The sequence below is a fragment of the Cellulosimicrobium marinum genome (genome assembly GCF_020551945.1).
Taxonomy (GTDB): domain Bacteria; phylum Actinomycetota; class Actinomycetes; order Actinomycetales; family Cellulomonadaceae; genus Cellulosimicrobium; species Cellulosimicrobium marinum.
On sequence record NZ_JAJBZH010000003.1, the window covers coordinates 286,296 to 307,846 of the forward strand.

Consider the following 21,551-nt stretch of genomic DNA (forward strand, 5'->3'; position numbering starts at 1 on the left):
GATCCCCCGCACTCAGCGGGTGGGGGTGGCCGCCCGCATGCCGAGGTAGACGCGGTCGCGGGCCAGGGGCAGCTCGGTGAACCGCACGCCCGTCGCCGCGCGGATCGCGTTGGCGAGCGCGGGCGCGACCGGGTTGAACGGGCTCTCGCTCATCGACTTGGCGCCCATCGGCCCCAGCGCGTCCGACGTCCGCGCGAAGTACACCTCGCTGCGCGGGACGTCCGCGAACGTCGGCAGGTGGTACTGGCGGAAGATGTCCGTCGTCACACGGCCGCTCGCGTCGACCACGACGTCCTCGTACAGCGCCGCGCCGAGCGCCTGCGCGATGCCGCCCTCGACCTGGCCGCGGCACTGGCGCGGGTTGACGACCTCGCCCGCGTCGGCGGCCTGCACGCTCTGCAGGATGCGGATCTCGCCCGTCCCGCGGTGTACCGCGACGCGGAACCCGTGCACGTTGAACGCGACGGAGCGCGGCGTGCCGCCCCAGCGGCCCTCGGCGACGAGCGCGACCCCGGCCGCCTCGGCGGCGCGCGCGACGTCGGCGAGCGGCACCACCGTCCCGCCGCGCTCGACACCGCCGGGCACGAGGCGGCAGTCCGACGCCGCGACCCCCGCGCCGTCCGAGCTCGCGGCGGGCATCCCCGCCGCCACCTTGAGCACCGCCTCCGCGAGGTCCTGCGCGGCCGCGAGCGACGCCTTGCCCGCGACGACCGTGCCCGTCGAGCCGAACGCGCCCGTGTCGTGCTCGACGAGGTCGGTGTCGGACTGGCGCACGACGACGGCGCCCGCGTCCTGCCCGAGCGCGCTCGCCACGAGCTGGGCGTGCACCGTCGTCGTGCCGTTGCCGAACTCGGCCGTCCCCACCTCCGCCTCGACGACGCCGTCGGCGCGCAGCCGCACGCGCGCGTGCGAGAAGTGCCCGCGCGGCGGCACGGTGTCGATCATCGACAGGGCCGTGCCCTCGCCGACGCCCCACTCGTCGCCGAGCTCGCGGTCGTCGCGCTCGCGGCCGCGGCGCAGCGCGTCGTCGACGAGGTCGAGGCACTGGTCGAGGCCGTAGCTGCCGTAGCGGACGTCCTCCTCGGGCGTCGGGTGCGTGCTGAGCATGGGGTCGCCCTCGCGCACGACGTTGCGCCGCCGCATCTCCAGCGGGTCCATGCCGATCCGGCGTGCGAGCTCGTCCATCGCGGACTCGACGGCGAAGACCATCTGCGACAGCCCGTACCCGCGGAACGCGCCCGCGGGGACGGTGTGCGTGTACACGCTGTGCGCGTCGACCTTCTTGTTGTCGCACCGGTACACCGCGACCGACTCGCCGCACCCGTGGAACATCACGCCCGGGCCGTGGTTGCCGTACGCGCCCGTGTTGGTGAGCACGTCGAGGTGCAGTGCCGTGAGCGTCCCGTCGCGGCGCGCGCCCGCGCGCACCCGGATGCGGAACGGGTGGCGCGTCGTCGTGCCGACGAACTGCTCGCGGCGCGTGAGCTCGAGCTGGACCGGGCGCCCGAGGCGCAGCGCGGCGAGCGCCGTGACGTCCTCCGTGAGCACCTCCTGCTTGCCGCCGAACCCTCCCCCGACGCGCTCGCAGTGCACGCGCACGCGATCCGGGTCGAGGTCGAGGACGCGCGCGAGGTGGCGGCGCGCGAGGAACGGGACTTGCGTGGAGGACCGCACGACGAGGCGCCCGTCGTCGTCGAACGACGCGATAGCGCAGTGCGTCTCCAGCGCGGCGTGCTGCACCCGCTGCGTGCGGTAGGTGGCCTCGTGCACGACGTCGGCCTCCGCGAGGCCGCGCTCGACGTCGCCGAGCTCGCTGTGCACCTCCGCGACGACGTTCGCCTCGGGCCGCGACACGCGCGCGGCCGTCGCGTCGAGGTCGGAGTGCACGAGCGGCGCGCCCGGGGCCATGGCGTCCTCGGGGTCGACGACGGCGGGCAGCACCTCGTACTCGACCCGCACCCTCCGCGCGCCCTCCTCCGCGGCGGCGACGGTCTCCGCGACGACGGCCGCGACGCGCTGCCCGACGAACCGGACGACGTCGTCGAGGATCCGGGTGTCGTCGGGGTCGTCGGTGAACAGCTCGTGCTGGGCGGTCGAGAACCGGGTCGTCGGGGCGTCGGCGTGCGTGAGGACCGCGAGCACGCCGGGCACGGCGAGCGCGTCGGTCGTGTCGACCGCGAGGACGCGCGCGTGGGCGTGCGGGGACCGCACGAGCGTGAGGTGCGCGAGCCCCGGGTAGTCGGCCGGGTCGACGTCGAGCGTGTACCGCACGCTGCCCGTCACCACGCCCCGGCCCGCCGGCGCCGGCACGTCGGTCCCGAACGCGGACGAGGCTCCCGGGTCGACCGGGGTACTCCCTCGCGGGACCGTGGTACTCCCTCGGCCACCCGGGTCCGCCGAGGGAGAACCCTGGTCCCGTGAGGGAGAACCCTGGTCGTGGGCGTGGTCGCACGGCGCCGCCCCGGCGGGGTGGGCCGTCCCGCACGACGCGCCGTCGAGCACGGCGTCGGCGATCGCGCGGTAGCCCGTGCAGCGGCACAGGTTGCCCTTGAGGTTGCGGGGCAGGTTCTCGCGCTGCGCGTCGTCGAAGGTCGCGGCGGTCATGATCATGCCCGCCGTGCAGAAGCCGCACTGGAAGCCCTGCGCGTCGAGGAACTGCTGCTGCACGGGGTGCAACGCCCCCGCCGCGGCGGCCTCGGGGCCGTGCACGGTCGCGGCGAGCCCCGCGACGGTCGTCACGTCGTGCCCGACGGCGCGGCGTGCGGGGTAGACGCACGAGTGGACCGGGACGCCGTCGACGTGCACGGTGCACGCGCCGCAGTCGCCGCCGTCGCACCCCTTCTTCACGCCGAGCGCGCCCTGCTCGCGCAGGTAGGTGCGCAGGCACTGGCCCGCGCGGGGCGCGGCGTCGACGGTCCGGCCGTCGACGGTGACCCCCGCGGGGCGGGGGTGGGTGCTGTCGGTCGTCGCGCTCATCGGCGGCCTCCGTCCGTGCTCGTGCCGTCGGCCAGCTCGGAGCGGATCTCCTCGGTGAGCCGGTAGGTCATGTCCTGGCGCCAGCGCGGCAGCCCGTGGATGTCGTCGTGGTACAGGTCGGGCGGGATCGCGGCGTCGAGCGCGGCGACGAGGTCCGGCGCCGTGGGGTGGGCGTCGGCGGCGAACCGGACCTGGACGGGCCGGCGCGTCGAGGCGGTGACGGTGAGGACGAGGCCGCCGCCGGCGTCGGGCGGGTCGACGCGGCCGACGAGCAGGACGCCCGAGCGCCCGAGGTTCGACAGCGACAGCCGGCGGAACGCGGTCCGCGCGCGAAGGGCGTGGTCCGGGACGCGGATCGCGCGCAGGAGCTCACCGGGGGCGAGCGTGTTGCGCATCTCGCCGGTGACGAGCTCGGCGACGGGCTGCTCGCGCCGCGTCCCGCCCGGTCCCCACACCTCGGCGACGCCGTCGAGCGCCGCGGTGAGGGAGATCATCGGCCCGGCGGGCAGCGACGTGCAGACGTTGCCCCCGACCGTGGACGTGTTCCAGATCTTGAACGACGCGACGAACGCGTCGCAGCACGGGCGGACGAGGTCGAGCGCGGTCCAGCGCCCGCGCACCTGCGCCGCGGCGTCGCTCTCCTCGAAGGCCCACAGCTGCGCGACGGTGCAGGTCGCGGCGATCTCCAGCCCGGCGTCGGTCACGGTGAGGGGCGGCCAGCCGGCGCTCGTCACGTCGAGGAGGCGCCGCAGCGTCTGGCTGCCGTAGGAGAAGAGCACGGTGCCGCCCGCGAGCCACGCGTCGCCCTCGCGCCAGTCGGCGGGGTCGGCGGTGGGGACGAGGTCGGTGACGGTGTTCAGGTCCATCAGGGGGCCTCCTCGGGCTGGTCGACGGTGGTGGGGGCCGCGTGCAGGGGGCCGTCGCCGCGGCTCAGGGGTGCGACGGCGCCGTCGCGGCCGTGCCGGGCGGCGACCAGCTCGGCGGTGACGGACACCGCGACCTCCTCGGGCGTGACGGCGCCGAGGTCGAGGCCGATGGGCGAGCGGAGCCGCGCGAGGGCGGCGTCGCCGACACCCTCGTGGCGCAGGGCGGCGACGCGCTGGTCGTGCGAGCGCCGCGACCCCATCGCCCCGACGTAGGCGAGGGGCAGGTCGAGCGCGAGCCGCAGGAGCGGGACGTCGAACTTCGCGTCGTGCGTGAGGACGGCCAGCGCGGTGCGCGCGTCGACCCGGCCCGCGGCGGCCTCGGCGGCGAGGTAGCGGTCGGGCCACTCGACGACGACCTCGTCGGCCTCCGGGAAGCGGCGAGGGTCGGCGAAGACCTCGCGGGCGTCGACGAGCGTGACGCGGTACCCGAGGAGCCGCACGTGGCGCACGAGCGCGCCGGCGAAGTCGTTCGCCCCGGCCACGAGGAACCGTGGCGCGGGCAGGCGGGTCTCGACGAGCAGGGTCACGGGCTCGGTCTCGTCGCAGCCCGGTGCACCCGGGTCCGGCGCCCCGCTGCCTCGGGTCCCGCTGCCCGGAGTCCCGCTGCCCGACGGCGCGGCGTGGGCCGCGTGGACGGTCGCCGTACCCCCGGCACGCAGGACGGCGACGACCTGCGCGGCCGCGGCGTCGAGCGCCCCGGGCGGAACGAGGTCGCGCAGCGCGGCGGCGACGGCGCGCTCGTCCGCCCTGCCCGGGTCGTCGAGGACGACGGCGGTCCGGCGGGCGCCGTCGACCCTCCGCACGAGCGCGGCGGGCGCCGTCCCGCCTCCCGGGGCTCCGGCCCGCGCCGCGAGGGCGGCGAGCGCGCGCGCGGCGTCGTCGCCGGGGAGCACCGGCTGGACGTGGACGTCGAGCGTGCCGCCGCAGCTCAGGCCGACGGCGAAGGCGTCGTCGTCGCTGTAGCCGAACGTCTCGCGACGGCACTCCCCGGTGGCGACGGCGTCGAGCGCGGCGGCGTGGACGGCGCCCTCGACGCACCCGCCGGACAGGCTGCCGAGCACGGCGCCGTCCGCGCGGACCGCCATCGCGGTGCCGACGGGGCGCGGCACGGAGCCCGACGCCGCGACGACCGTCGCGACGGCGAAGGGCGTCCGCCCGGGGTCGAGCCAGGGACCGATCCGGTCGACGAGGTGGAGCATCGTGGGCCTCGCTTCCGCCAGGGTGCCGGCGTACCGGCGTCCTTCCAGTGAACCCTTGCGGTGAGTCCCCTGCGTGTCCTGGCGCGCGTCGGCCGTGACGCGCCGGAAACACAGGGCTTGAATCCGCCCTCGGGCCGCTCCCTCCGTCGGGAGAGCCCGTGCCGAACGTTTCCACTGAGTGGAAGAGTTGTTCCGCTCGACGATCGTCACGCTAGCACGCGATGGCGCGGCGGTCACGGGTCGCGTCTACGATCGGCCCATGACCGCGGTCTCTCTCGGTATGCCCAGGGTGCGCCCCGCCGTGCCCGCGGGGCCCACCGGGCTCGACCCGGACCGGCCCGCGACCCCCGCGCTCGTGGACCGCTACGGGCGCGTCGCGCGCGACCTGCGGATCTCCGTCACGGAGAAGTGCTCCCTGCGCTGCACCTACTGCATGCCGGCCGAGGGCCTGCCCGCGATCCCGCGCGAGGACCTGCTCACGCCCGCCGAGATCGGCCGCGTCGTGCGCGTCGCCGTCGGCCGGCTCGGCATCACGGACGTCCGGTTCACCGGCGGCGAGCCCCTCCTGCGCGCCGACCTCGCCGAGATCCTGCGGGCCGCCCGCGCCGCCGCGCCCGACGTGTCGCTCTCCCTCACCACCAACGCGGTGGGCCTCGACAAGCGCGTCGGCGAGCTCGTCGACGCCGGGCTCGACCGCGTGAACATCTCCCTCGACTCCGTGGACCGCGCGCACTTCGCGCGCCTCACCCGGCGCGACCGCCTGCCCGACGTGCTCGCCGGGATCCGCGCCGCGCTCGCCGCCGGGCTCGCGCCCGTCAAGCTCAACGCCGTGCTCATGCCCGAGACGCTCGCCGGCGCGGGCGACCTGCTCGCGTGGGCCGTCGAGCACGGCTGCCACCTGCGGTTCATCGAGCAGATGCCCCTCGACGCCGACGGGAACTGGGCCCGCGACCACCTCGTCTCCGCCGCGGACCTCCTCGACGCCCTCGGCGACCGGTTCCACCTCGTCGAGGTCGGCCGCGACGACCCGTCCGCCCCCGCCGAGGAGTGGCTCGTCGACGGCGGGCCCCAGACCGTGGGCGTCATCGCCTCCGTCACCCGCTCGTTCTGCGGCGCGTGCGACCGCACGCGCCTCACCGCCGAGGGCACCGTGCGGTCGTGCCTGTTCGGCGACGACGAGACCGACCTGCGCGCCGTGCTGCGCGCACCCGACCTCGACGACCACGAGCGCGACGACGCCCTCGCCCGCGCCTGGCAGGGCGCCATGTGGCGCAAGCCGCTCGCGCACGGCAGCGACGCGCCCACGCTCGCCGCCGACGCGTTCGCCCCGACGACCCGCAGCATGGGGGCCATCGGGGGGTGATCGCGGGGCGATGCGGGCTGATGGCCCCGCCGCACGCGACGGCGCCCGGCGGGTGTCGCACGTCATAGGGTGAAGCCCGTCACGAGCGCACGTTTCCCCAGGTCACGGCCGGCGACGCTTCCTACCATGGACACCGTGACGACGATCTCCCCCGCCCCCGTGAACCGCCCCGCCGCCTCGACCCCCACGACCCGCGACAACAGCGCGTCGGCGCTGCCGATCTACCGGGACGACGAGCGCTCCGGGCCGTGGACCGTCGGGACGCGGAGCGTGCTCGGGGTCGCGATCGGCGCGATCGTCGGGACCGTCGTGCTCAGCTGGTTCGGGCTCGTCGTCGGCGCGGCCGTGGGCCTCGGCGTCGGGATGCTGCTCGACAACCGTCCCGCCGAGCGCTGACCCGCACCCCTCACCCGTCACGTCCTACAGGCCGACCCACTCCGACACGCCGTCGGTGAAGTGCTGCCGCTTCCAGATGGGCACCTCCGCCTTGATGCGCTCCACGAGGAGCGAGCACGCCTCGAACGCCTCCCGGCGGTGGCCCGCGGACGCCGCCGCGACGAGCGCGACGTCCCCGACGACGAGCGTCCCGTACCGGTGCACGGCGGCGACCCGCAGCCCCGTCTCGGCCGCGACCGCGGCGACGCAGCGGCGCAGCACGTCCGTCGCGTCGGGGTGCGCCTCGTAGTCCAGGCCGGTGACGCCGCGGGCGTCGTCGACGTCGCGGACCACGCCGCGGAACGTCACGACGGCACCGCACTCGGGCGCGGCGACCGCGTCCTCGACCGCCTGCGCGACGCCCGCGTCGAGGACGTCCGTCGTCACGCGGCTCACGCCGCCGACCGACGCACGACCGCCCGTACCTTCCCCGTCGCTCACAGCTCCCACACCTCCACCTCGTCGCCCGCGCCGAGCGCGGTCACGTCCTGCGGCACGTCCACCAGGACGTCCGCCCGGGCCATCGTCACCACGAGGTGCGACCCCGGGCCGCCGACGGGTCGGACACCGGCGCCGTCGCGCACCCCGCGGAGCAGCTGGCGCCTGCCCCGCGGCGACGACACCGGCTCGACGAGGGCGGCGCGCCCCCGCGGCGCCGGGCCGAGACCCGCCGCGCGCCGCAGCGCGTCCCGTACGAGCACGACGAACGACACCTGGGCGCTGACCGGGTTCCCGGGGAACGCGACGAGGGGCGTGCCCCGGAACGTCCCCCAGCCCTGCGGGCCACCCGGCTGCATCGCGACGGTGCGGAACCGCACCCCCTCGTCCTGCAGCAGGTCCTTGACCACCTCGTAGGCCCCCTTGCTCACGCCGCCGGACGTGAGCACGAGGTCGGCGTCCGACGCCGCCCGCGACAGCGTCCGCTCGAGCTCCCCCGGGTCGTCGCTCGTGGTGCCTCGGTGGACGACGACCCCGCCCGCGAGCTCGACCGCCGCGGCGAGCGCGAGGGAGTTCGTGTCGTACACCTGGCCGGGTCCGAGCCGCGCGCCGGCCGGCGCGAGTTCGGCCCCGGTGGACAGCACGGCGACCCGGGGTCGCGCCCGCACGACGACCTGCCCGACGCCCGACGCCGCGCAGGCCGCCAGGCGGGCGGGCGTGAGCACGGCCCCGGCCGGCACGACCAGGGCGCCCACGGCGACGTCGTCGCCCGCCTCCCGCACCGATGCTCCCGGCTCGACGCGCGCGTCGAACCCCACCTGGTCGGGCACCACCCCGGGGACGAAGGCGCCCACGGACGTCCGCTCGACGGCGACGACCGCGTCGGCGCCGGCCGGGACGGGCGCGCCGGTCATGATCCGCGCGGCCGCGCCGGGTGCGAGGGGGGCGACGTCGCGGGCGCCGGCGGGTACCTCGCCGCGCACGGGGAGCGTCGCGCCGGGCACGGCCTCGGCCGCGCGGACCGCGAACCCGTCCATCTGGGCGTTGCGGAACGCGGGGACGGCCACCCGGGCGACGACGTCGACGGCGAGCACGCGGCCCGCGGCGGCCGTCAGGTCGACCGTCTCGTCGCGAGCCAGCCCGGCGAGCAGGGCCTCCACGTCGGCACGGTGCTCCTCGAGCGTCGTGGGCATGGGACCACGGTAGCGGCTCCGCACCGGTCCCTGAGCGCGCAGCCCGGACCAGGACGTCAGGGACCTGTCAGGTCCACGGGACCCCCGGCGGGCCCTGGCCCGGGGAGGATCGGAGAAGCAGCCGACCCGGGGGCACGACGACGCGCTCCCCGACCGCCGTGAAGGAGCAGTCATGCGCAGGACCGTCCGCACCCTCGCCCTCGTCCTCGTCGCCGGAGGCCTCGCCGCGTGCGGCGGTCCGGGCTCGCCCGCGGCTACGGGACCCGCGACGTCGGGCACGGACGCCCGGGAGACGGCCTCCGCCACGACGGCGCCCGAGGACGAGGCCACCGACGCGCGGGCCGCCGACGACGACGACGCAGCGACCACCCCGACGGCCGTCCCCGAGGCGCTGCAGGTCTCCGGCACCACGGTCGACGGGTCGTCCCTCGACCTCGCCTCCCTTGCCGGCGAGCCCGTCGTCCTGTGGTTCTGGGCACCGTGGTGCACGGTGTGCCGCGGCGAGGCGCCCGACGTCGCGCAGGTCGCCGCCGACCTGGAGGGCGAGGTGACGTTCGTGGGCGTGCCCGGGCTCGGCGAGGTCGACGCGATGCGCGGCTTCGTCGCCGACACCGGGACCGGCGGGTTCGACCACCTGGTCGACGCCGACGGTGCCGTGTGGAACCACTACGGCGTCGTCTCCCAGCCGTCGTACGTGCTCGTCGCGCCCGACGGGTCCTCGGAGCTCGTCGTGGGGGCCCTGGGCGGCGACCGGCTCGCCGACGAGGCCGCGCGCCTCGCGGAGGGCTGACCCGGTGGATCCCGTCCTGGTGTCGGTCGCCCTGGTCGCGGGAGCGGTCGCGGCGTTCAACCCCTGCGGCTTCGCCCTGCTCCCCGCGTACCTCACCCTGCTCGTCGCGACCCCGCCGCCCGACGGCGACGCGTCCACCTCCGCGGCCGTGCGGCGTGGCGCGACCTTCACCCTCGCCATGACGACGGGGTTCGTGCTCGTGTTCGCGGCGTTCGGCGTGCTGCTGTCGACCGTGGCCGCGGGCGTGGAGCGGTGGCTGCCGGTCGTGACCGTCGTCGTCGGCGTCGCCCTCGTCCTGCTCGGCGTCTGGCTCCTCGCCGGGCGGAGCCTGGGGATCGCCGCCCTGGGGCGGTTCGGGCGCGCGCCACGCCGGTCCTGGTGGTCCCAGGTCGGGTACGGCGTGACGTTCGCGCTCGCGTCCCTGAGCTGCACCATCGCCCCCTTCCTCGCCGTCACGGGCGGCGCGATGAGCTCCGGCGGCCTGCTCGCCACGGCGACGGTGTACGTCGTGTACGCCCTCGGCATGGGCGCCGTGGTGGGCGTGCTCGCGCTCGCCGGGGCGACCGCCTCCGCGGGCCTCGTCGGCGGGCTGCGCCGCGCCGCCCCCGTGGTGTATCGGCTCTCGGGCGCGCTCCTGCTCCTCGCCGGTGCGTACGTGGCGTGGTACGGCTGGTACGAGCTGCGGGTCCTCGGCGGCGGGACCACCGGCGACCCGGTCGTCGACGCCGCCGTCCGCGTGCAGTCCGCCGTCGTCGGTGCCGTCGCGTCCGCGGGCCCGGTCGCGACGGTCGCGGCCCTCGCCGCCCTCGCCCTCGCGGTGGTCCTCGCGACCCGGGTCGTGCGCCGACGACGCCGGACCGGCGCGCGGGAGGGGTGACCGGGGCCGCCCGGCCACCCCTCCCGGAGCCGTGCTCAGCCTCCGACGACCGCCGTCAACGGTCCGCGCACGAAGTACACGACGAACCCGGCCGCGACCACCCACAGCAGCGGGTGCACCTCGCGCGCACGCCCGCACGCGGTGCGCAGCAGGACCCACGTGACGAACCCGATCCCGATGCCGTTCGCGATCGAGTACGTGAGCGGCATCGTCACGACCGTGAGGAAGACCGGCAGGGCGACGGAGAAGTCGCCCAGGTCGATCTCCTTGATCTCGCGCATCATCATGGCGCCCACGACGACGAGGACCGCGCTCGCGACCTCCATCGGCACGACCGCCGTCAGGGGCGTGAGGAACATCGCGACGAGGAACAGCGCGCCCGTCACGACGGACGCGAGACCCGTGCGCGCCCCCTCGCCGACGCCCGCCGCCGAGTCCACGAAGACCGTGTTCGACGACGACGACGTCGCCCCGCCGACCACGGCGCCCACGCCCTCGACGACGAGCGCCGACTTGATGCGAGGGAAGTTGCCGTCGGCGTCGGCGAGCCCGCCCTGCTTCGCCAGTCCCGTCATGGTGCCCATGGCGTCAAAGAAGTTCGTGAAGAACAGCGTGAACACGAGAATCGTCGCCGCGAGCGCCCCGATCCGGTCGAACGCCCCGAACGAGAAGTCGCCGAGCAGGCTGAGGTCCGGGACGGACACCAGCGAGGACGGCAGCTGCGGCACGGTGAGGTGCCAGCCGCCCGGGTTGTCCTCGGACGCCGGCCCGAGGTCGAGCACCGCCTCGACGACGACCGCGACGATCGTCGTCGCGACCAGCCCGACGAGCAGCCCGCCCTTGACCTTGCGCGCGACGAGCACGCCCATGGTGAGCAGGCCGAGGACGAACACGAGCGTCGGGACGGTGGTGATCGACCCGCCGTCGCCGAGCTGCACGGGCGGGCCGCCCGGGGTGCGCGTGACGAACCCCGAGTCGACGAACCCGATGAACGCGATGAACAGGCCGATGCCCACCGTGATAGCGGCCTTGAGCTGGCGCGGCACGGCGTTGAAGATTGCCGAGCGCGCGCCGGTCACGGCGAGCAGCACGATGAGCAGGCCGTTGATGAGCACGAGGCCCATCGCCTCGGGCCACGTGACGTCGCCGATGACGGCGACGGCGAGGAACGAGTTGATGCCGAGCCCGGCCGCGAGCGCGAACGGCAGGTTCGCGACGAGGCCGAAGAGGATCGTCAGCGCACCGGCGGCGAGGCCGGTCATCGCGCCGACCTGCGCCGTCGCGAGCCAGCCGCCCGCGACGTCCGTCGGGGCGTTCTCGGCGCTCGTGCCGCCGAGGATGAGAGGGTTGAGGATGACGATGTACGCCATCGCGAAGAAGGTCACCAGCCCGCCGCGGACCTCGCGGCCGGTCGTCGAGCCACGTGCGGTGATCTTGAAGAAGCGGTCCAGCCGCGAGGGGGCGGCGGCCCCGTCGGGACGGGTGCCGGGGGCGTCGTCGGCGGTGCGCCGGGTGCCGAGGATGGTCACGTCCTTGTGTCCTTTCCGTGCGGGGACGGGCCGGCCGGGGCCGGTCAGTACTCGATCCGGGACTCGAGGACGCGCCAGGCGTCGAACGGGGCGACGGCGTCGGGCGTGCGCGTGTGGAGCACGCTCATCACCCGCTCGCCGGGGTCGGCGGCGAAGAAGTCGTAGAACACCGCGTCGTCGAACCCGGCGCTCGCGGCGTCGTGGCGGTCGGCGGCGAAGTGGACGGCGTCGACGCGGGCCCACAGGGCCGACGCGAGGCACATGGGGCACGGCTCGCAGCTCGAGTAGAGCGTCGCGCCCGTGAGGTCGTGCGTGCCGAGCGCCGCGCACGCGCGGCGGATCGCGGTGACCTCGGCGTGGGCGGTCGGGTCGTGGTCCTGCGTGACCCGGTTGTTCCCCTCGAAGACCCGCCCGTCGGACGTGACGACGACGGCGCCGAAGGGCCCGCCGGCGTTCGCGACGGACTCGACGGCGAGCGCGACGGCCCGGTCGAGGTGGCGCGGGTTGGCCGCCGGGGCTGGACGGTGTGCTGCTTCCACGGCAAGAGATTCCATGGTGAGTCTCCACGGTTCGGGCAGCGGTCCGTGGCTCCGCCCGGGGGCGCGGGCTCGTCGTCGAGCCCGGTCCGGCCGGCGGGCCGCTGCAGGCGAGTTGTCGTTCTCTTCCGCCTGGTTGGTAGCTGCCGGTGTCGGATCGATCGCGTCGACCACCGAGCTGCACGCTCGGCCCGGGCCCGCCGTTGGCTCGCACGACGCTAGCATCGGGTGACCCAGCCCACAAGGGTTTCGGAAGAATCTTTCCACGATGTGGACTATCTGAGGAGTTTCGGAAGGAGGCGGAGGGTGGTCCGCGGGACGGGAGCGACGTGGACCGTTGCGGACCGTGCCCCCGCCCGCGAGAGTGGGAGCGCTGCGCACGCCGGGCCGCCGGCTGCCCCGACCGGCCGGAGGTTCCGTGACCGAACCCGCCCCGCCCCCGTCGTCGTTCCCGATCGTCCAGACCCCCGCGCGCCCGGGCCCGCCGCTGCGCATCCAGCTCCGCCCCCTCGCGCCGTCGCTGCGGTCGTTCCTCGCCACCGAGGCCGGTGGCGCCGTCCTCCTCCTCGCCGCGACCGTCGTCGCGCTCGTCTGGGCGAACTCCGCGTGGGCCGGGGCGTACGAGGACCTGTGGCACACGACCGCCGGATGGCACGTGGGCGCGTGGTCGTTCGAGATGGACCTCCACCACTGGGTGAACGACGCCGCCATGGCCGTGTTCTTCCTCGTCATCGGCCTCGAGATCAACCGGGAGGTGACGAGCGGCGAGCTGCGCAACCGGCGCACCGTCGCCGTGCCCGCGCTCGGCGCGCTCGGCGGCCTCGCCGTGCCCGCGCTCCTCTTCCTCGCGTTCAACGCCGGCACGCCCGCGCAGCACGGGTGGGGCATCGTCATGTCGACCGACACCGCGTTCCTCGTCGGCGTCCTCGCGCTCTTCGGGCCGCGCTGCCCCGACCAGCTCCGCCTGTTCCTCCTCACCCTCGCCGTCGTCGACGACATCGGCGCGATCACCGTCATGGCGATCTTCTACACCGACGACGTGTGGCTGCCCGGCCTCGCCGTCGCCGTCGTGCTCGTCGCCGCCATGCTCGCCCTGCGCTGGCTCGGGGTCTGGCAGCTCGCGCCCTACGTCCTCGTCGGGATCGGGCTGTGGGGCGCCGTCTACGCCTCCGGGGTCCACGCGACCCTCGCCGGCGTCCTCGTCGGCCTCCTCGTCCCGTCCCGACCCGCCCGGCCCGACGACGTCGCCGTCGTCCCCCGGTACGCCAAACGCCTCGCGCAGGAGACGACGGCGGAGCGCGAGCACCTCACCGAGCTCGCCGCCCGCGCCGCCATCGCCCCCAGCGAACGCCTGCAGCGCGTCCTGCACCCGTGGAGCGCCTACCTCGTCGTACCGGTCTTCGGGCTCGCCAACGCCGGGGTGGCGCTCGACGCCGAGACGCTCCGGACCGCGGCGACGTCGCCCCTGACCATCGGCGTCGCCGTCGCGCTCGTGGCCGGCAACGCGATCGGCATCTTCGGGGCGTCGACCCTCGCGCTGCGCATGGGCCTCGGCGACCTCCCGGGCCGCGTGCGGTACTCCCACCTGCTCGGCGGGTCGATCCTCGCCGGCATCGGCTTCACCATCTCGCTGTTCATCGCCGAGCTCGCGTTCGACGACGAGGCCCTCGTCGAGCAGGCGAAGATCGGCATCCTCGCCGGGTCGCTCGTCGCCGCCGTGCTCGGTTCCGTGGCCCTGCGCCTCTTCGGCGAGCGCTGGCCCCTGTGCTCCCCCGGCGCCGACGGCCCGCCCCCGGACCTCCCCCCGCTCCCCTGGCGCCCGCCCGCGCCGTCGTGACCCCACCGCCCCGCCCCACGCACTCCCGCAGGCGACCACGAACCGGGGTACTACCTCGACAAACCTCGGTACTACCTCGCGGACCTGGGTTCTACCTCGCGGACCTCGGTACTACCTCGCGCGGGCGGCGTCGATCGCGGCCTGCAGGCCCTCGGCGGTGACGCGGCCGTGGTAGCGCTCGCCGTCGACGAAGAGCGTGGGGGTGCCCTGGACGCCGAGGGCGAGGGCGTCGGCGTAGTCGCGACGGACGGCGTCGGCGTGCTGCTGCACGTCGTCGCCGACGACCTCGTGCGCGGGGATGTCGAGGGCGTCGGCGCGCTCGGCGAGGGCGGCGTCGTCGAGCCGGTCCTGGTCGGCGAACAGTGCGGAGTGCATCTCCCAGAAGCGCCCGTGCGCGCCGGCGGCCTCGGCGGCGAGGGCGGCGGTGAGCGCGTGGGGGTGGATCTCGAAGAGGGGGAAGTGCCGGAAGACGAGCCGTACCCGCCCGTCGGAGCGTTCGACGACGTCGCGCAGCACGGGCGCTGCGGCGCGGCAGTAGGGGCACTCGAAGTCGCCGAACTCGACGATCGTCACGGGTGCGTCGGCGGCACCGAGCACGTGGGCTCCGGCGGGGACGAGGCGGTCGGCGGAGGGCTGCTCGCTCACGGGGCCAGGATGGCACGGCCCCTCACGGCCCGCCGTTCGGGGGCACGCCGTCCGGGCACCGCGGTCAGGCGGTCACCACGGTCAGGCGTTCACCACGGTCAGGCGAGCACGAGCGGGCGGTCCTCGAGCGAGGCCCCGGGGACGGGTTCGACGCGCAGCGGGAGGTCGTCGCGGGCGGCGTCGCGCCACCAGGCGACGTTGCGGGCGTGCCGTGCGTAGGGGCTCGCCGGGTCGACGGTCAGGAGCTGGGCGGTCTCGGCGAGGGAGACGGCGTCGACGTACCCCTCCCGCACCGGCACACCGGCGAGGAGTCGTCGGGTGCCGCGGAACCGGGGGGTGGGGCCGAGGCGTCGCAGGACGTTGAGCACGCGGAAGAGGGGGCCGGGCCGGAAGCGGCACACGCGTTCGTCCTCGCTGCGGAGCTGGGCGAAGAGCCGGTCCTCGTCGATCTGGAGGCCGCGTGCGATCGCCTCGCCGACCATCCAGAGCAGCGCGGAGTCGGAGAGGGCGCGGCACGGTGCTCCGCCTCCGACGTCGCTGTGGGCGCCGGGGAACCACACCTGCTTGACGCGGTCGGCCCGGTCCGCGGGGACCTCCCACAGGCAGGGTTCGTAGGTGAGGCGGCGGTCGTCGATGGCGAGGGCCTGCCGCGCCTGCTCGACGTCGGCGGAGAGGCGCAGGTCGTGGAAGCGGGAGCGGCGGCGCGAGAGCCCGGGGACGCCGAGCGCACCGACGGTGTCGAAGACGCCGAGGAACGCGACGGGGACGGCCGGGTGGCAGTGCTCGGCCCGGAACGCGGTGGCGAGGTCGCGTCGTCGGTCGGGGTCCTGGAGCCGGTAGATCCTTTCGGCCTCGCAGAGGAGGTCCTGCGCGAGCGCGTCCTTGGTGAGCAGGCCGACGGTGGCGACCATGCCGACGACGCTGCGGGCGGTGTACGCGCCGCGGCTGAAGCCGAACACGTAGATCTCGTCGTCGGGCTCGTAGTTGAGGGCGAGGTGCCGGTAGCCGGCGACGACGTTGCGGGTGAGGCCGTAGCCGAACGCGCCGCCGAGGAGCTGGTCGACGAGGTAGCCCTGCGCGCCGACGCCTTCGACGGAGAACACCATCTGCTGCACGCCGTCGGGCCCGATGCCGGTGACGACGGACCGTGCGATCTTCTCGATGTTGGACACGCTGGCGTTCACCGGCGAGTTCCACGTGCCGTCGCAGCACAGCACCAGCCGTTTCATGACCCCTCCCGGGCTCGCCCCGGCGTCGTCGTCGGGGACACCACGAGGGAGGCGGCGCGGGGGCCGGGTGATACGTGCGGCGCCGGCAGCCCGGTCAGCGGGTGACGTCGACGTGGGTGACGTGGCCCGGCGTGGGTCCGTCGCGCAGCCAGTCGACGAGCCGGTCGAGCCGCTCGGGCGGCCCGGTGGCGGTGATCTCGACGGTCCCGTCGGGCAGGTTGGTGGCGGTCCCGTCGAGGCCGAGCGCGGCGAGGCGTCCGCGCGTCGTCCAGCGGAACCCGACGCCCTGGACGTGCCCGTGGACGACGGCGCGCAGCCGGGTCACAGGTGGACGTGCGCCGGGGCGCCGGTGCGGGACTCGATCCCGGACTCGGCGTCGTCGAGCAGGCGGTCCGCGAGGCGGCGCAGGGCGCGCCCGACGGCGATCTCGTCGCCGATGAGGGGGACGTCGGTGTCGTGGGGGTCGCGCCGGGCGCGGCCGACGGTCCGCAGGTGCTCGGACGAGTCGGCGACGAGCACGGCCTCGGCGGTGGTGCGCCCGTCGGACTCGACGACGCTCACCTGGACGCGCCACACCTTGGTGGTGTCGGTCCCGCCGCCGTTCTCGGCGCCGGGCACGTGCTCCACGTAGCTGTCCGCCCCGGGGTAGACGAGGGTGCGCTCGCCGGTGTCGCCCCACTCGACGAGGTAGGGCGGCGACCCGTCGTCGTGCCGCAGCTCGACGACGACCCCGTCGCGCACGGCCCCGCCGACGACGCCCGACGCGGTGACGATCCGGTCCCCGACCGATGCCTTCATGGCTCCTCCTCCGGCCGCTCGTCCTTCCATGATGCGTCGGCGCGCGGGGTGCCGCACCCGGCGTGGCGACGCGCGCGGGATCAGGGGGCGAGCTGGTCGCGCAGCGCGTGGGGGTCGTGCGCGGGGAGGCGGCAGACGAACCCGGTGCAGAGATACGCGCCGGGGCCGCGCCCGGCGAGCGCGTCGGCGCCGTCCTCCGCGAGGTCGGCGGCGTCGGCGGGCGCCGCCCCGAGGAGCAGCGCCCCGGGTCGGTACCAGTCCCGGGCGGCGGCGGTGAACGCGGCGCGGTCGGGGTCGTCGGCGACGACGACGAGCTGGTGCGGCGGTTCCGCGAGCCCGACGGCGAGGCGCAGCACCCCGCCCGCGCCGAGCGGGCGCGCGGTCGCTCCGGCCGCCGTCGCGGACGCGACGACGTGCGCCCTGGCCGCGTCGAGCGTGCGCGCGTCCCCCGTCGCGCGGTGCGCGAGGAGCGCGGCCCGGCCGGCCGCCGTCGGGCCGGACGGCACCGCGCCCTCCGACGGGTCGGCCGCGGCCCCGGCGTCGAGGCCGAGGGAGGCGAGGACCGGGTCGGCGCCGTCCGGGGCGCGCAGGCGCGCGTCGTCGTCCACGGTCGCGGCGACGAGCCGGAGCCCTTCGCGCACGTACCCGGGCCGGCCGGTGAGGCCCCCGAGGACGAGCAGCGCCGCGGCGAGGGCGCCGTGGTCCTCGAGGGTGGCGACGGCGTCCGAGACCCGGTCGCCGACGGACGCGCGGGCCAGCGTCCCGTCCGCGCGGACGTGCGTCGCGAGCAGGCGGTCCGCGGCTGCGCACGCGGCCTGCGTGAGGTCGGGCAGTCCGAGGTGGTGCCCGGCGCGGGCGAGGGCCTCGATCGCGAGGCCGTTCCAGCCGGTGAGGACCTTCGCGTCCAGGGGCGGCGGGTCGAGCGCCGCCCGCTCGTGCGGTGGGAGACGGTAGTACGCGCCCTCGACCCGCTGCCCGTCGACGGTCGACTCGGAGTCCTGCGCGCGCGCGAGCGCGCCGCCGGGCCGGCGCCGCGTCGACAGGAGGAAGCGCCCGACGCCGGCCGCGACCTGCGCGGCGCCGTCGCCCGCGTCCTCGCTCGCCCCGGGCCGCGTGCGGCGCAGCACGGCGAGGGTGGTGCACGCGGAGAGGAGCTGGGCGTTGTCGTAGAGCATGCGCTCGTAGTGCGGCTCGGACCAGTCCGCGCGCGTCGCGTAGCGGAAGAAGCCGCCGTCGGCGTCGCGCAACGGGCTCGCGGCCATCGCGTCCACGGTCCGCCCGGCGAGGGCGAGCGCCCGCTCCGCGACGTCGGGGTCGACGACGCCGGACGCGGCGACGTCGAGCAGGAGCTCCAGCCCCGGCGCGACGGGGAACTTGGGCGCGCCCCCGAAGCCGCCGTGCGTGGTGTCCTCGAGACGTTCGAGACCCGCGACGACACCGGGCGCCCAGCCCGCGACGTCGAGCAGGTCCGCCCCCGTGCCTGCCGCACCGGCGGCCCCCGCTCCCCCGGCCGCGACGTCGCGCAGCGCCGCACGGACCGCCTCGCCGGTCTCCAGCACCTGGTCGCGCCGCTGCGACCAGGCCTGGGACACGGCGTCGAGCACGTCGCGGAACGCGGGTCGTCCCTGGACCGGCACGGGCGGCCAGTACGTTCCCGCGAAGAACGGCGCGCCGTCGGGCGTCGTGAACACGGTGAGCGGCCACCCGAGCTGCTGCGTGAAGGCGCTCGCCGCCGCCATGAGGCTCGCGTCGACGTCGGGGTGCTCCTCGCGGTCGACCTTCACCGCGACGAAGGCGGCGCGCAGCGCGTCCCCGACCGCGGGGTCGGAGAAGCTCTCGCGCGCCATGACGTGGCACCAGTGACAGGTCGCGTACCCCACGGACACCATCACGGGCACGCCCCGGCGCCGGGCCTCGGCGAACGCCTCGTCGCCCCACGGGTACCAGTCGACGGGGTTGTCGGCGTGCTGGCGCAGGTACGGGCTCACGGCGTCGCCGAGTCGGTTGACCATGACCCCACTCTCCCAGCCCGCGGCACGCTCGCCCGGTACGGGCCCGGGCCGCTCGCGCCGTCGAGCACGAGGTTGCCGTCGTTCCACGGCCGAGAACGACAGCAACCTCGTGCTCGGCGTCAGGCGTGCAGGCGACGCAGGAACTCGCGCGTGCGCGCGCGCTGCGGGTCGCCCAGGACCTGCTCGGGCGTGCCGCGCTCGTGGACGCGACCGTCGTGCAGGAAGCACACCTCGTCCGCGACGCGGCGCGCGAACCCCATCTCGTGGGTCGCGACGAGCATGGTGCGCCCCTCGGCACGCAGCTCCGTGAGCAGGTCGAGCACCTCGCCGACGAGCTCCGGGTCGAGCGCGGACGTCACCTCGTCGAGCAGCAGCAGCTCCGGCCCGTTCACCAGGGCGCGGGCGATGGCGGCGCGCTGCTGCTCCCCGCCGGAGAGCTGGTCCGGGTAGGCGGTGACCTTGTCGCCGAGGCCGACGCGCTCCAGCATCGCGACGGCCGCCTCCTCGGCGACCATCGCCGGTCGGCCGTGCACGAGGCGCGGCGCGAGGGTGACGTTGTCGAGGACGCGCAGGTGCGGGAAGAGGTTGTACGCCTGGAACACCATGCCCATCCGCGCGCGGACCCTGTTCGCGTCGAGGCGCGGGTCCGCGACGTCGACGCCGTCGAGGAGGACCTGCCCGTCGTCCACCTCGTCGAGCAGGTTGACCACGCGCAGGAGCGTCGACTTGCCGGAGCCCGACGCCCCGACGAGCACGACGCACCGGTGCCGGTCGACGTCGAGGTCGACGCCGTCGAGGACGACGCGCGGCGCGGCCGGCGCCGTCCCGGCACCGCGGCCCCGCCACGGGCGCCACCCGGTGCCCGACGGCGCGGGGTACGTCTTGCGCACGCCGCGCAAGGAGAGCACGTGGGTCACCGGATGTCCCCGGCCCCGCTCACGGTCGCGAGCGAGCGCCCCCACCCGCGTCGCGCCTGGTACGCGTCGACCGCCCGCGTGAGCGGGAAGGACACGAGGAAGAACAGCAGCCCCGCGACGACGTACGGCGTGAAGTTGTAGCTCCCGGTCGTCGCGATCTGCGCGGCCCGGATCGCGTCGACCGCACCGAGGACGGAGATGAGGCCCGAGTCCTTCTGCAGCGCGACGAGGTTGTTCGCGAGGGGCGCGGTGACGTTGCGGACCGCCTGCGGCAGCACGACGCGACGGGTCGTCTGCCCGCGCGTCAGCCCGAGGGAGCGCGCCGCGGCGACCTGCGACGGGTGCACGGACTCCAGGCCCGCCCGGAAGACCTCCGCGATGTAGGCCGTGTAGGTGAGCACGATCGCGAGCGCCCCGAGGAACGCGCCCGACGACGGGAGCCACGGCAGGCGCAGCGCCGGCAGACCGAACCCGACGAGCAGCAGGACGAGGAGCAGGGGCACGCCGCGGAACAGGTCGACGTACACGACGGCGAAGGCCCGCAGCGGGAACAGCGCCGGGACGCGGCTCGTGCGCGCGACGGCGAGCCCGAGTCCCAGCAGCGTCCCGAGCACCCCCGCCACGACCCACACGCGCAGGTTGAGCCACAGGCCCTCGACGATCGCGGGGAGCGACTCCCACGCCTTCTCCGGGTCGAAGAACGCGTCGCGCGCCCGGTCCCACCCCGGTGCGCCGGTGACGACGAGGACGACGGTCGTCACGACGACGACCGTGCTCACGAGCGCGACGAGGCCCGACCGGCGCCGCTGAGCGCGTCGGAACGCGGCGCGGTCCAGCGCGAGCGCCGAGGGCGTCCAGGGATCGCGCGACGACGCGTCGTCGGGCACGGTCACGTCCGGCTCACTCGAGGACGGGGACGTCGTCCGACTTCAGCCACGTGGTGCGCAGCCCGGCGAGCGTGCCGTCCTCCTCCAGGGCGTCGACGGCCTGGGAGACGCAGTCGGTGAGCGGCGAGTCCACGTCGAGCACGAGGCCGTACTGCTCGACGACGCCCTGGTCGGGCAGCGTGCCGATGACCACCGAGTCCGGGAAGTACTCGGTCGACGCGGCCATGCCCTGGTCGACGTCCATGACCATCGCGTCGATCGAGCCCGACTGGAGCGCCTGCATCCCGTCGCCGGCGGCGCTGTACGGCGAGATGTCCGCGTCCTCGCCGAACGCGGCCTCCGAGAGCGTGAGGCTCGTCTGCGCGGCCGTCACGCCGATGCGCGCGCCCTCCAGGTCCGCGAGCGTGGTCGCGTCCGCGTACGGGCCGTCCTCCATGACGATGACGCCCTGCCGCGTCGTGAGGTAGGGGCTGGAGAAGTCGACCGCCTGCGTGCGCTCCTCCGTGATCGACGTCTGGTAGGCGGCGACGTCGAACGGCTTCACCGCGGGGCTGATGATCTGCTCGAACGTCACCGTCTCCCAGACCACGTCGTCGGCGGCGTAGCCGAGCTCGTCCGCGACCGCGTAGATCAGCGCCGACTCGAAGCCCTCCCCCGACTCCGGCTCGCCGACGTACCACGGGGAGTACGGCTCGCCCGCGCCGACCGTCAGCACGCCGTCCGTGAGCGTCGCCAGGTCGCCCGGGGCGCACTGCCCGGCCGAGGACGCGCCGTCGGTCGGCTCGGCCGTGCCGGCGTCCTGCGAGCCGTCGCCGCACGCCGCGAGCGTCAGCACGGACGCGGCGGCGAGGGCGACGAGGGCCGCGGGGCGGCGGGCAGGACGGGCAGTGGAACGACGGCGCATGGTGACCTTCCGGGAGTCGGGCGCCGCAGGGTCGTCGGCGCCGGCCACTGACGATAACGC

General features: G+C 75.7%; 20 protein-coding genes. 5 read left to right on the forward strand and 15 right to left on the reverse strand.

All coding sequences use genetic code 11. The annotated features are described in order from the left end of the window. Window positions 1–12: 12 nt before the first annotated feature. From LGQ04_RS08495 to LGQ04_RS08505, 3 genes are read right to left on the reverse strand one after another with little or no spacing between them, the layout of a single operon-like run. Window positions 13–2,976, reverse strand: a complete 2,964-nt coding sequence (locus LGQ04_RS08495) for a molybdopterin-dependent oxidoreductase (protein ID WP_229243263.1) — start codon at window positions 2,974–2,976, stop codon at window positions 13–15. Further along, complete coding sequence (locus LGQ04_RS08500; protein WP_229243264.1) at window positions 2,973–3,842, reverse strand: FAD binding domain-containing protein; 870 nt, start codon at window positions 3,840–3,842, stop codon at window positions 2,973–2,975. Before LGQ04_RS08500 ends, LGQ04_RS08495 begins: the two co-directional genes overlap by 4 nt. Next, window positions 3,842–5,101, reverse strand: coding sequence for an XdhC family protein (locus LGQ04_RS08505; RefSeq protein ID WP_229243265.1), 1,260 nt, complete (start codon window positions 5,099–5,101; stop codon window positions 3,842–3,844). Before LGQ04_RS08505 ends, LGQ04_RS08500 begins: the two co-directional genes overlap by 1 nt. A gap of 259 nt (window positions 5,102–5,360) precedes the next feature. Here LGQ04_RS08505 and moaA point away from each other — a divergent pair, with 259 nt between their 5' ends. Together moaA and LGQ04_RS08515 are read left to right on the forward strand one after the other, a co-directional pair. After that, window positions 5,361–6,464, forward strand: a complete 1,104-nt coding sequence (moaA, locus tag LGQ04_RS08510) for a GTP 3',8-cyclase MoaA (RefSeq protein ID WP_229243266.1) — start codon at window positions 5,361–5,363, stop codon at window positions 6,462–6,464. A 135-nt stretch (window positions 6,465–6,599) separates the two neighbouring features. Next, the gene (locus LGQ04_RS08515) at window positions 6,600–6,860 is read left to right on the forward strand and encodes a glycine zipper domain-containing protein (RefSeq protein ID WP_229243267.1); all 261 of its coding nucleotides are present in this window, start codon (window positions 6,600–6,602) and stop codon (window positions 6,858–6,860) included. 24 nt (window positions 6,861–6,884) lie between these two features. Here the strand turns inward: LGQ04_RS08515 and LGQ04_RS08520 are convergent, their stop codons facing one another. After that, entirely contained in the window at window positions 6,885–7,340 is a 456-nt protein-coding gene (locus LGQ04_RS08520; RefSeq protein ID WP_229243268.1) for a molybdenum cofactor biosynthesis protein MoaE, read from the reverse strand. Continuing rightward, on the reverse strand, window positions 7,337–8,530 hold the full coding sequence (locus LGQ04_RS08525) for a molybdopterin molybdotransferase MoeA (protein WP_229243269.1): 1,194 nt from the start codon (window positions 8,528–8,530) through the stop codon (window positions 7,337–7,339). Before LGQ04_RS08525 ends, LGQ04_RS08520 begins: the two co-directional genes overlap by 4 nt. A gap of 172 nt (window positions 8,531–8,702) precedes the next feature. Between LGQ04_RS08525 and LGQ04_RS08530 the strand changes: the two genes are divergently transcribed. Together LGQ04_RS08530 and LGQ04_RS08535 are read left to right on the forward strand one after the other, a co-directional pair. Next, window positions 8,703–9,320 (forward strand): redoxin domain-containing protein, encoded by a 618-nt coding sequence (locus LGQ04_RS08530; protein WP_229243270.1) that lies wholly within the window; start codon window positions 8,703–8,705, stop codon window positions 9,318–9,320. A 4-nt stretch (window positions 9,321–9,324) separates the two neighbouring features. Then, entirely contained in the window at window positions 9,325–10,197 is an 873-nt protein-coding gene (locus tag LGQ04_RS08535; RefSeq protein WP_229243271.1) for a cytochrome c biogenesis CcdA family protein, read from the forward strand. A gap of 35 nt (window positions 10,198–10,232) precedes the next feature. Here LGQ04_RS08535 and LGQ04_RS08540 read toward each other — a convergent pair whose 3' ends face one another. Then, window positions 10,233–11,726, reverse strand: coding sequence for an NCS2 family permease (locus LGQ04_RS08540; protein ID WP_372470022.1), 1,494 nt, complete (start codon window positions 11,724–11,726; stop codon window positions 10,233–10,235). Between the two features lie 44 nt (window positions 11,727–11,770). Beyond that, the gene (locus LGQ04_RS08545; protein WP_229243272.1) at window positions 11,771–12,265 is read right to left on the reverse strand and encodes a nucleoside deaminase; all 495 of its coding nucleotides are present in this window, start codon (window positions 12,263–12,265) and stop codon (window positions 11,771–11,773) included. Between the two features lie 415 nt (window positions 12,266–12,680). Here LGQ04_RS08545 and nhaA point away from each other — a divergent pair, with 415 nt between their 5' ends. Beyond that, window positions 12,681–14,099, forward strand: coding sequence for a Na+/H+ antiporter NhaA (gene nhaA, locus LGQ04_RS08550; RefSeq protein WP_229243273.1), 1,419 nt, complete (start codon window positions 12,681–12,683; stop codon window positions 14,097–14,099). 111 nt (window positions 14,100–14,210) lie between these two features. Here nhaA and LGQ04_RS08555 read toward each other — a convergent pair whose 3' ends face one another. The 8 genes from LGQ04_RS08555 to LGQ04_RS08590 form a co-directional block, all read right to left on the reverse strand. Next, a complete protein-coding gene (locus LGQ04_RS08555) occupies window positions 14,211–14,744 on the reverse strand; it encodes a DsbA family protein (protein WP_229243274.1) in 534 nt (177 codons plus the stop codon). 98 nt (window positions 14,745–14,842) lie between these two features. Beyond that, complete coding sequence (locus tag LGQ04_RS08560; RefSeq protein ID WP_229243275.1) at window positions 14,843–15,973, reverse strand: T6SS phospholipase effector Tle1-like catalytic domain-containing protein; 1,131 nt, start codon at window positions 15,971–15,973, stop codon at window positions 14,843–14,845. 94 nt (window positions 15,974–16,067) lie between these two features. Continuing rightward, a complete protein-coding gene (locus LGQ04_RS08565) occupies window positions 16,068–16,298 on the reverse strand; it encodes an acylphosphatase (protein ID WP_229243276.1) in 231 nt (76 codons plus the stop codon). After that, complete coding sequence (locus LGQ04_RS08570) at window positions 16,295–16,771, reverse strand: dsRBD fold-containing protein (RefSeq protein ID WP_229243277.1); 477 nt, start codon at window positions 16,769–16,771, stop codon at window positions 16,295–16,297. Before LGQ04_RS08570 ends, LGQ04_RS08565 begins: the two co-directional genes overlap by 4 nt. Window positions 16,772–16,851: 80 nt before the next feature. Then, entirely contained in the window at window positions 16,852–18,783 is a 1,932-nt protein-coding gene (locus LGQ04_RS08575; RefSeq protein WP_229243278.1) for a thioredoxin domain-containing protein, read from the reverse strand. Between the two features lie 119 nt (window positions 18,784–18,902). Further along, window positions 18,903–19,700 carry an amino acid ABC transporter ATP-binding protein gene (locus LGQ04_RS08580; RefSeq protein WP_229243279.1) on the reverse strand — a complete coding sequence of 266 codons (798 nt, stop codon included), beginning with the start codon at window positions 19,698–19,700 and terminating at the stop codon, window positions 18,903–18,905. Beyond that, window positions 19,697–20,593, reverse strand: coding sequence for an amino acid ABC transporter permease (locus LGQ04_RS08585; RefSeq protein WP_229243280.1), 897 nt, complete (start codon window positions 20,591–20,593; stop codon window positions 19,697–19,699). The genes LGQ04_RS08580 and LGQ04_RS08585 overlap by 4 nt, the downstream gene beginning before the upstream one ends. Before the next feature lie 7 nt (window positions 20,594–20,600). Then, window positions 20,601–21,491 (reverse strand): ABC transporter substrate-binding protein, encoded by an 891-nt coding sequence (locus LGQ04_RS08590; RefSeq protein WP_229243281.1) that lies wholly within the window; start codon window positions 21,489–21,491, stop codon window positions 20,601–20,603. Between the last annotated feature and the right edge of the window lie 60 nt (window positions 21,492–21,551).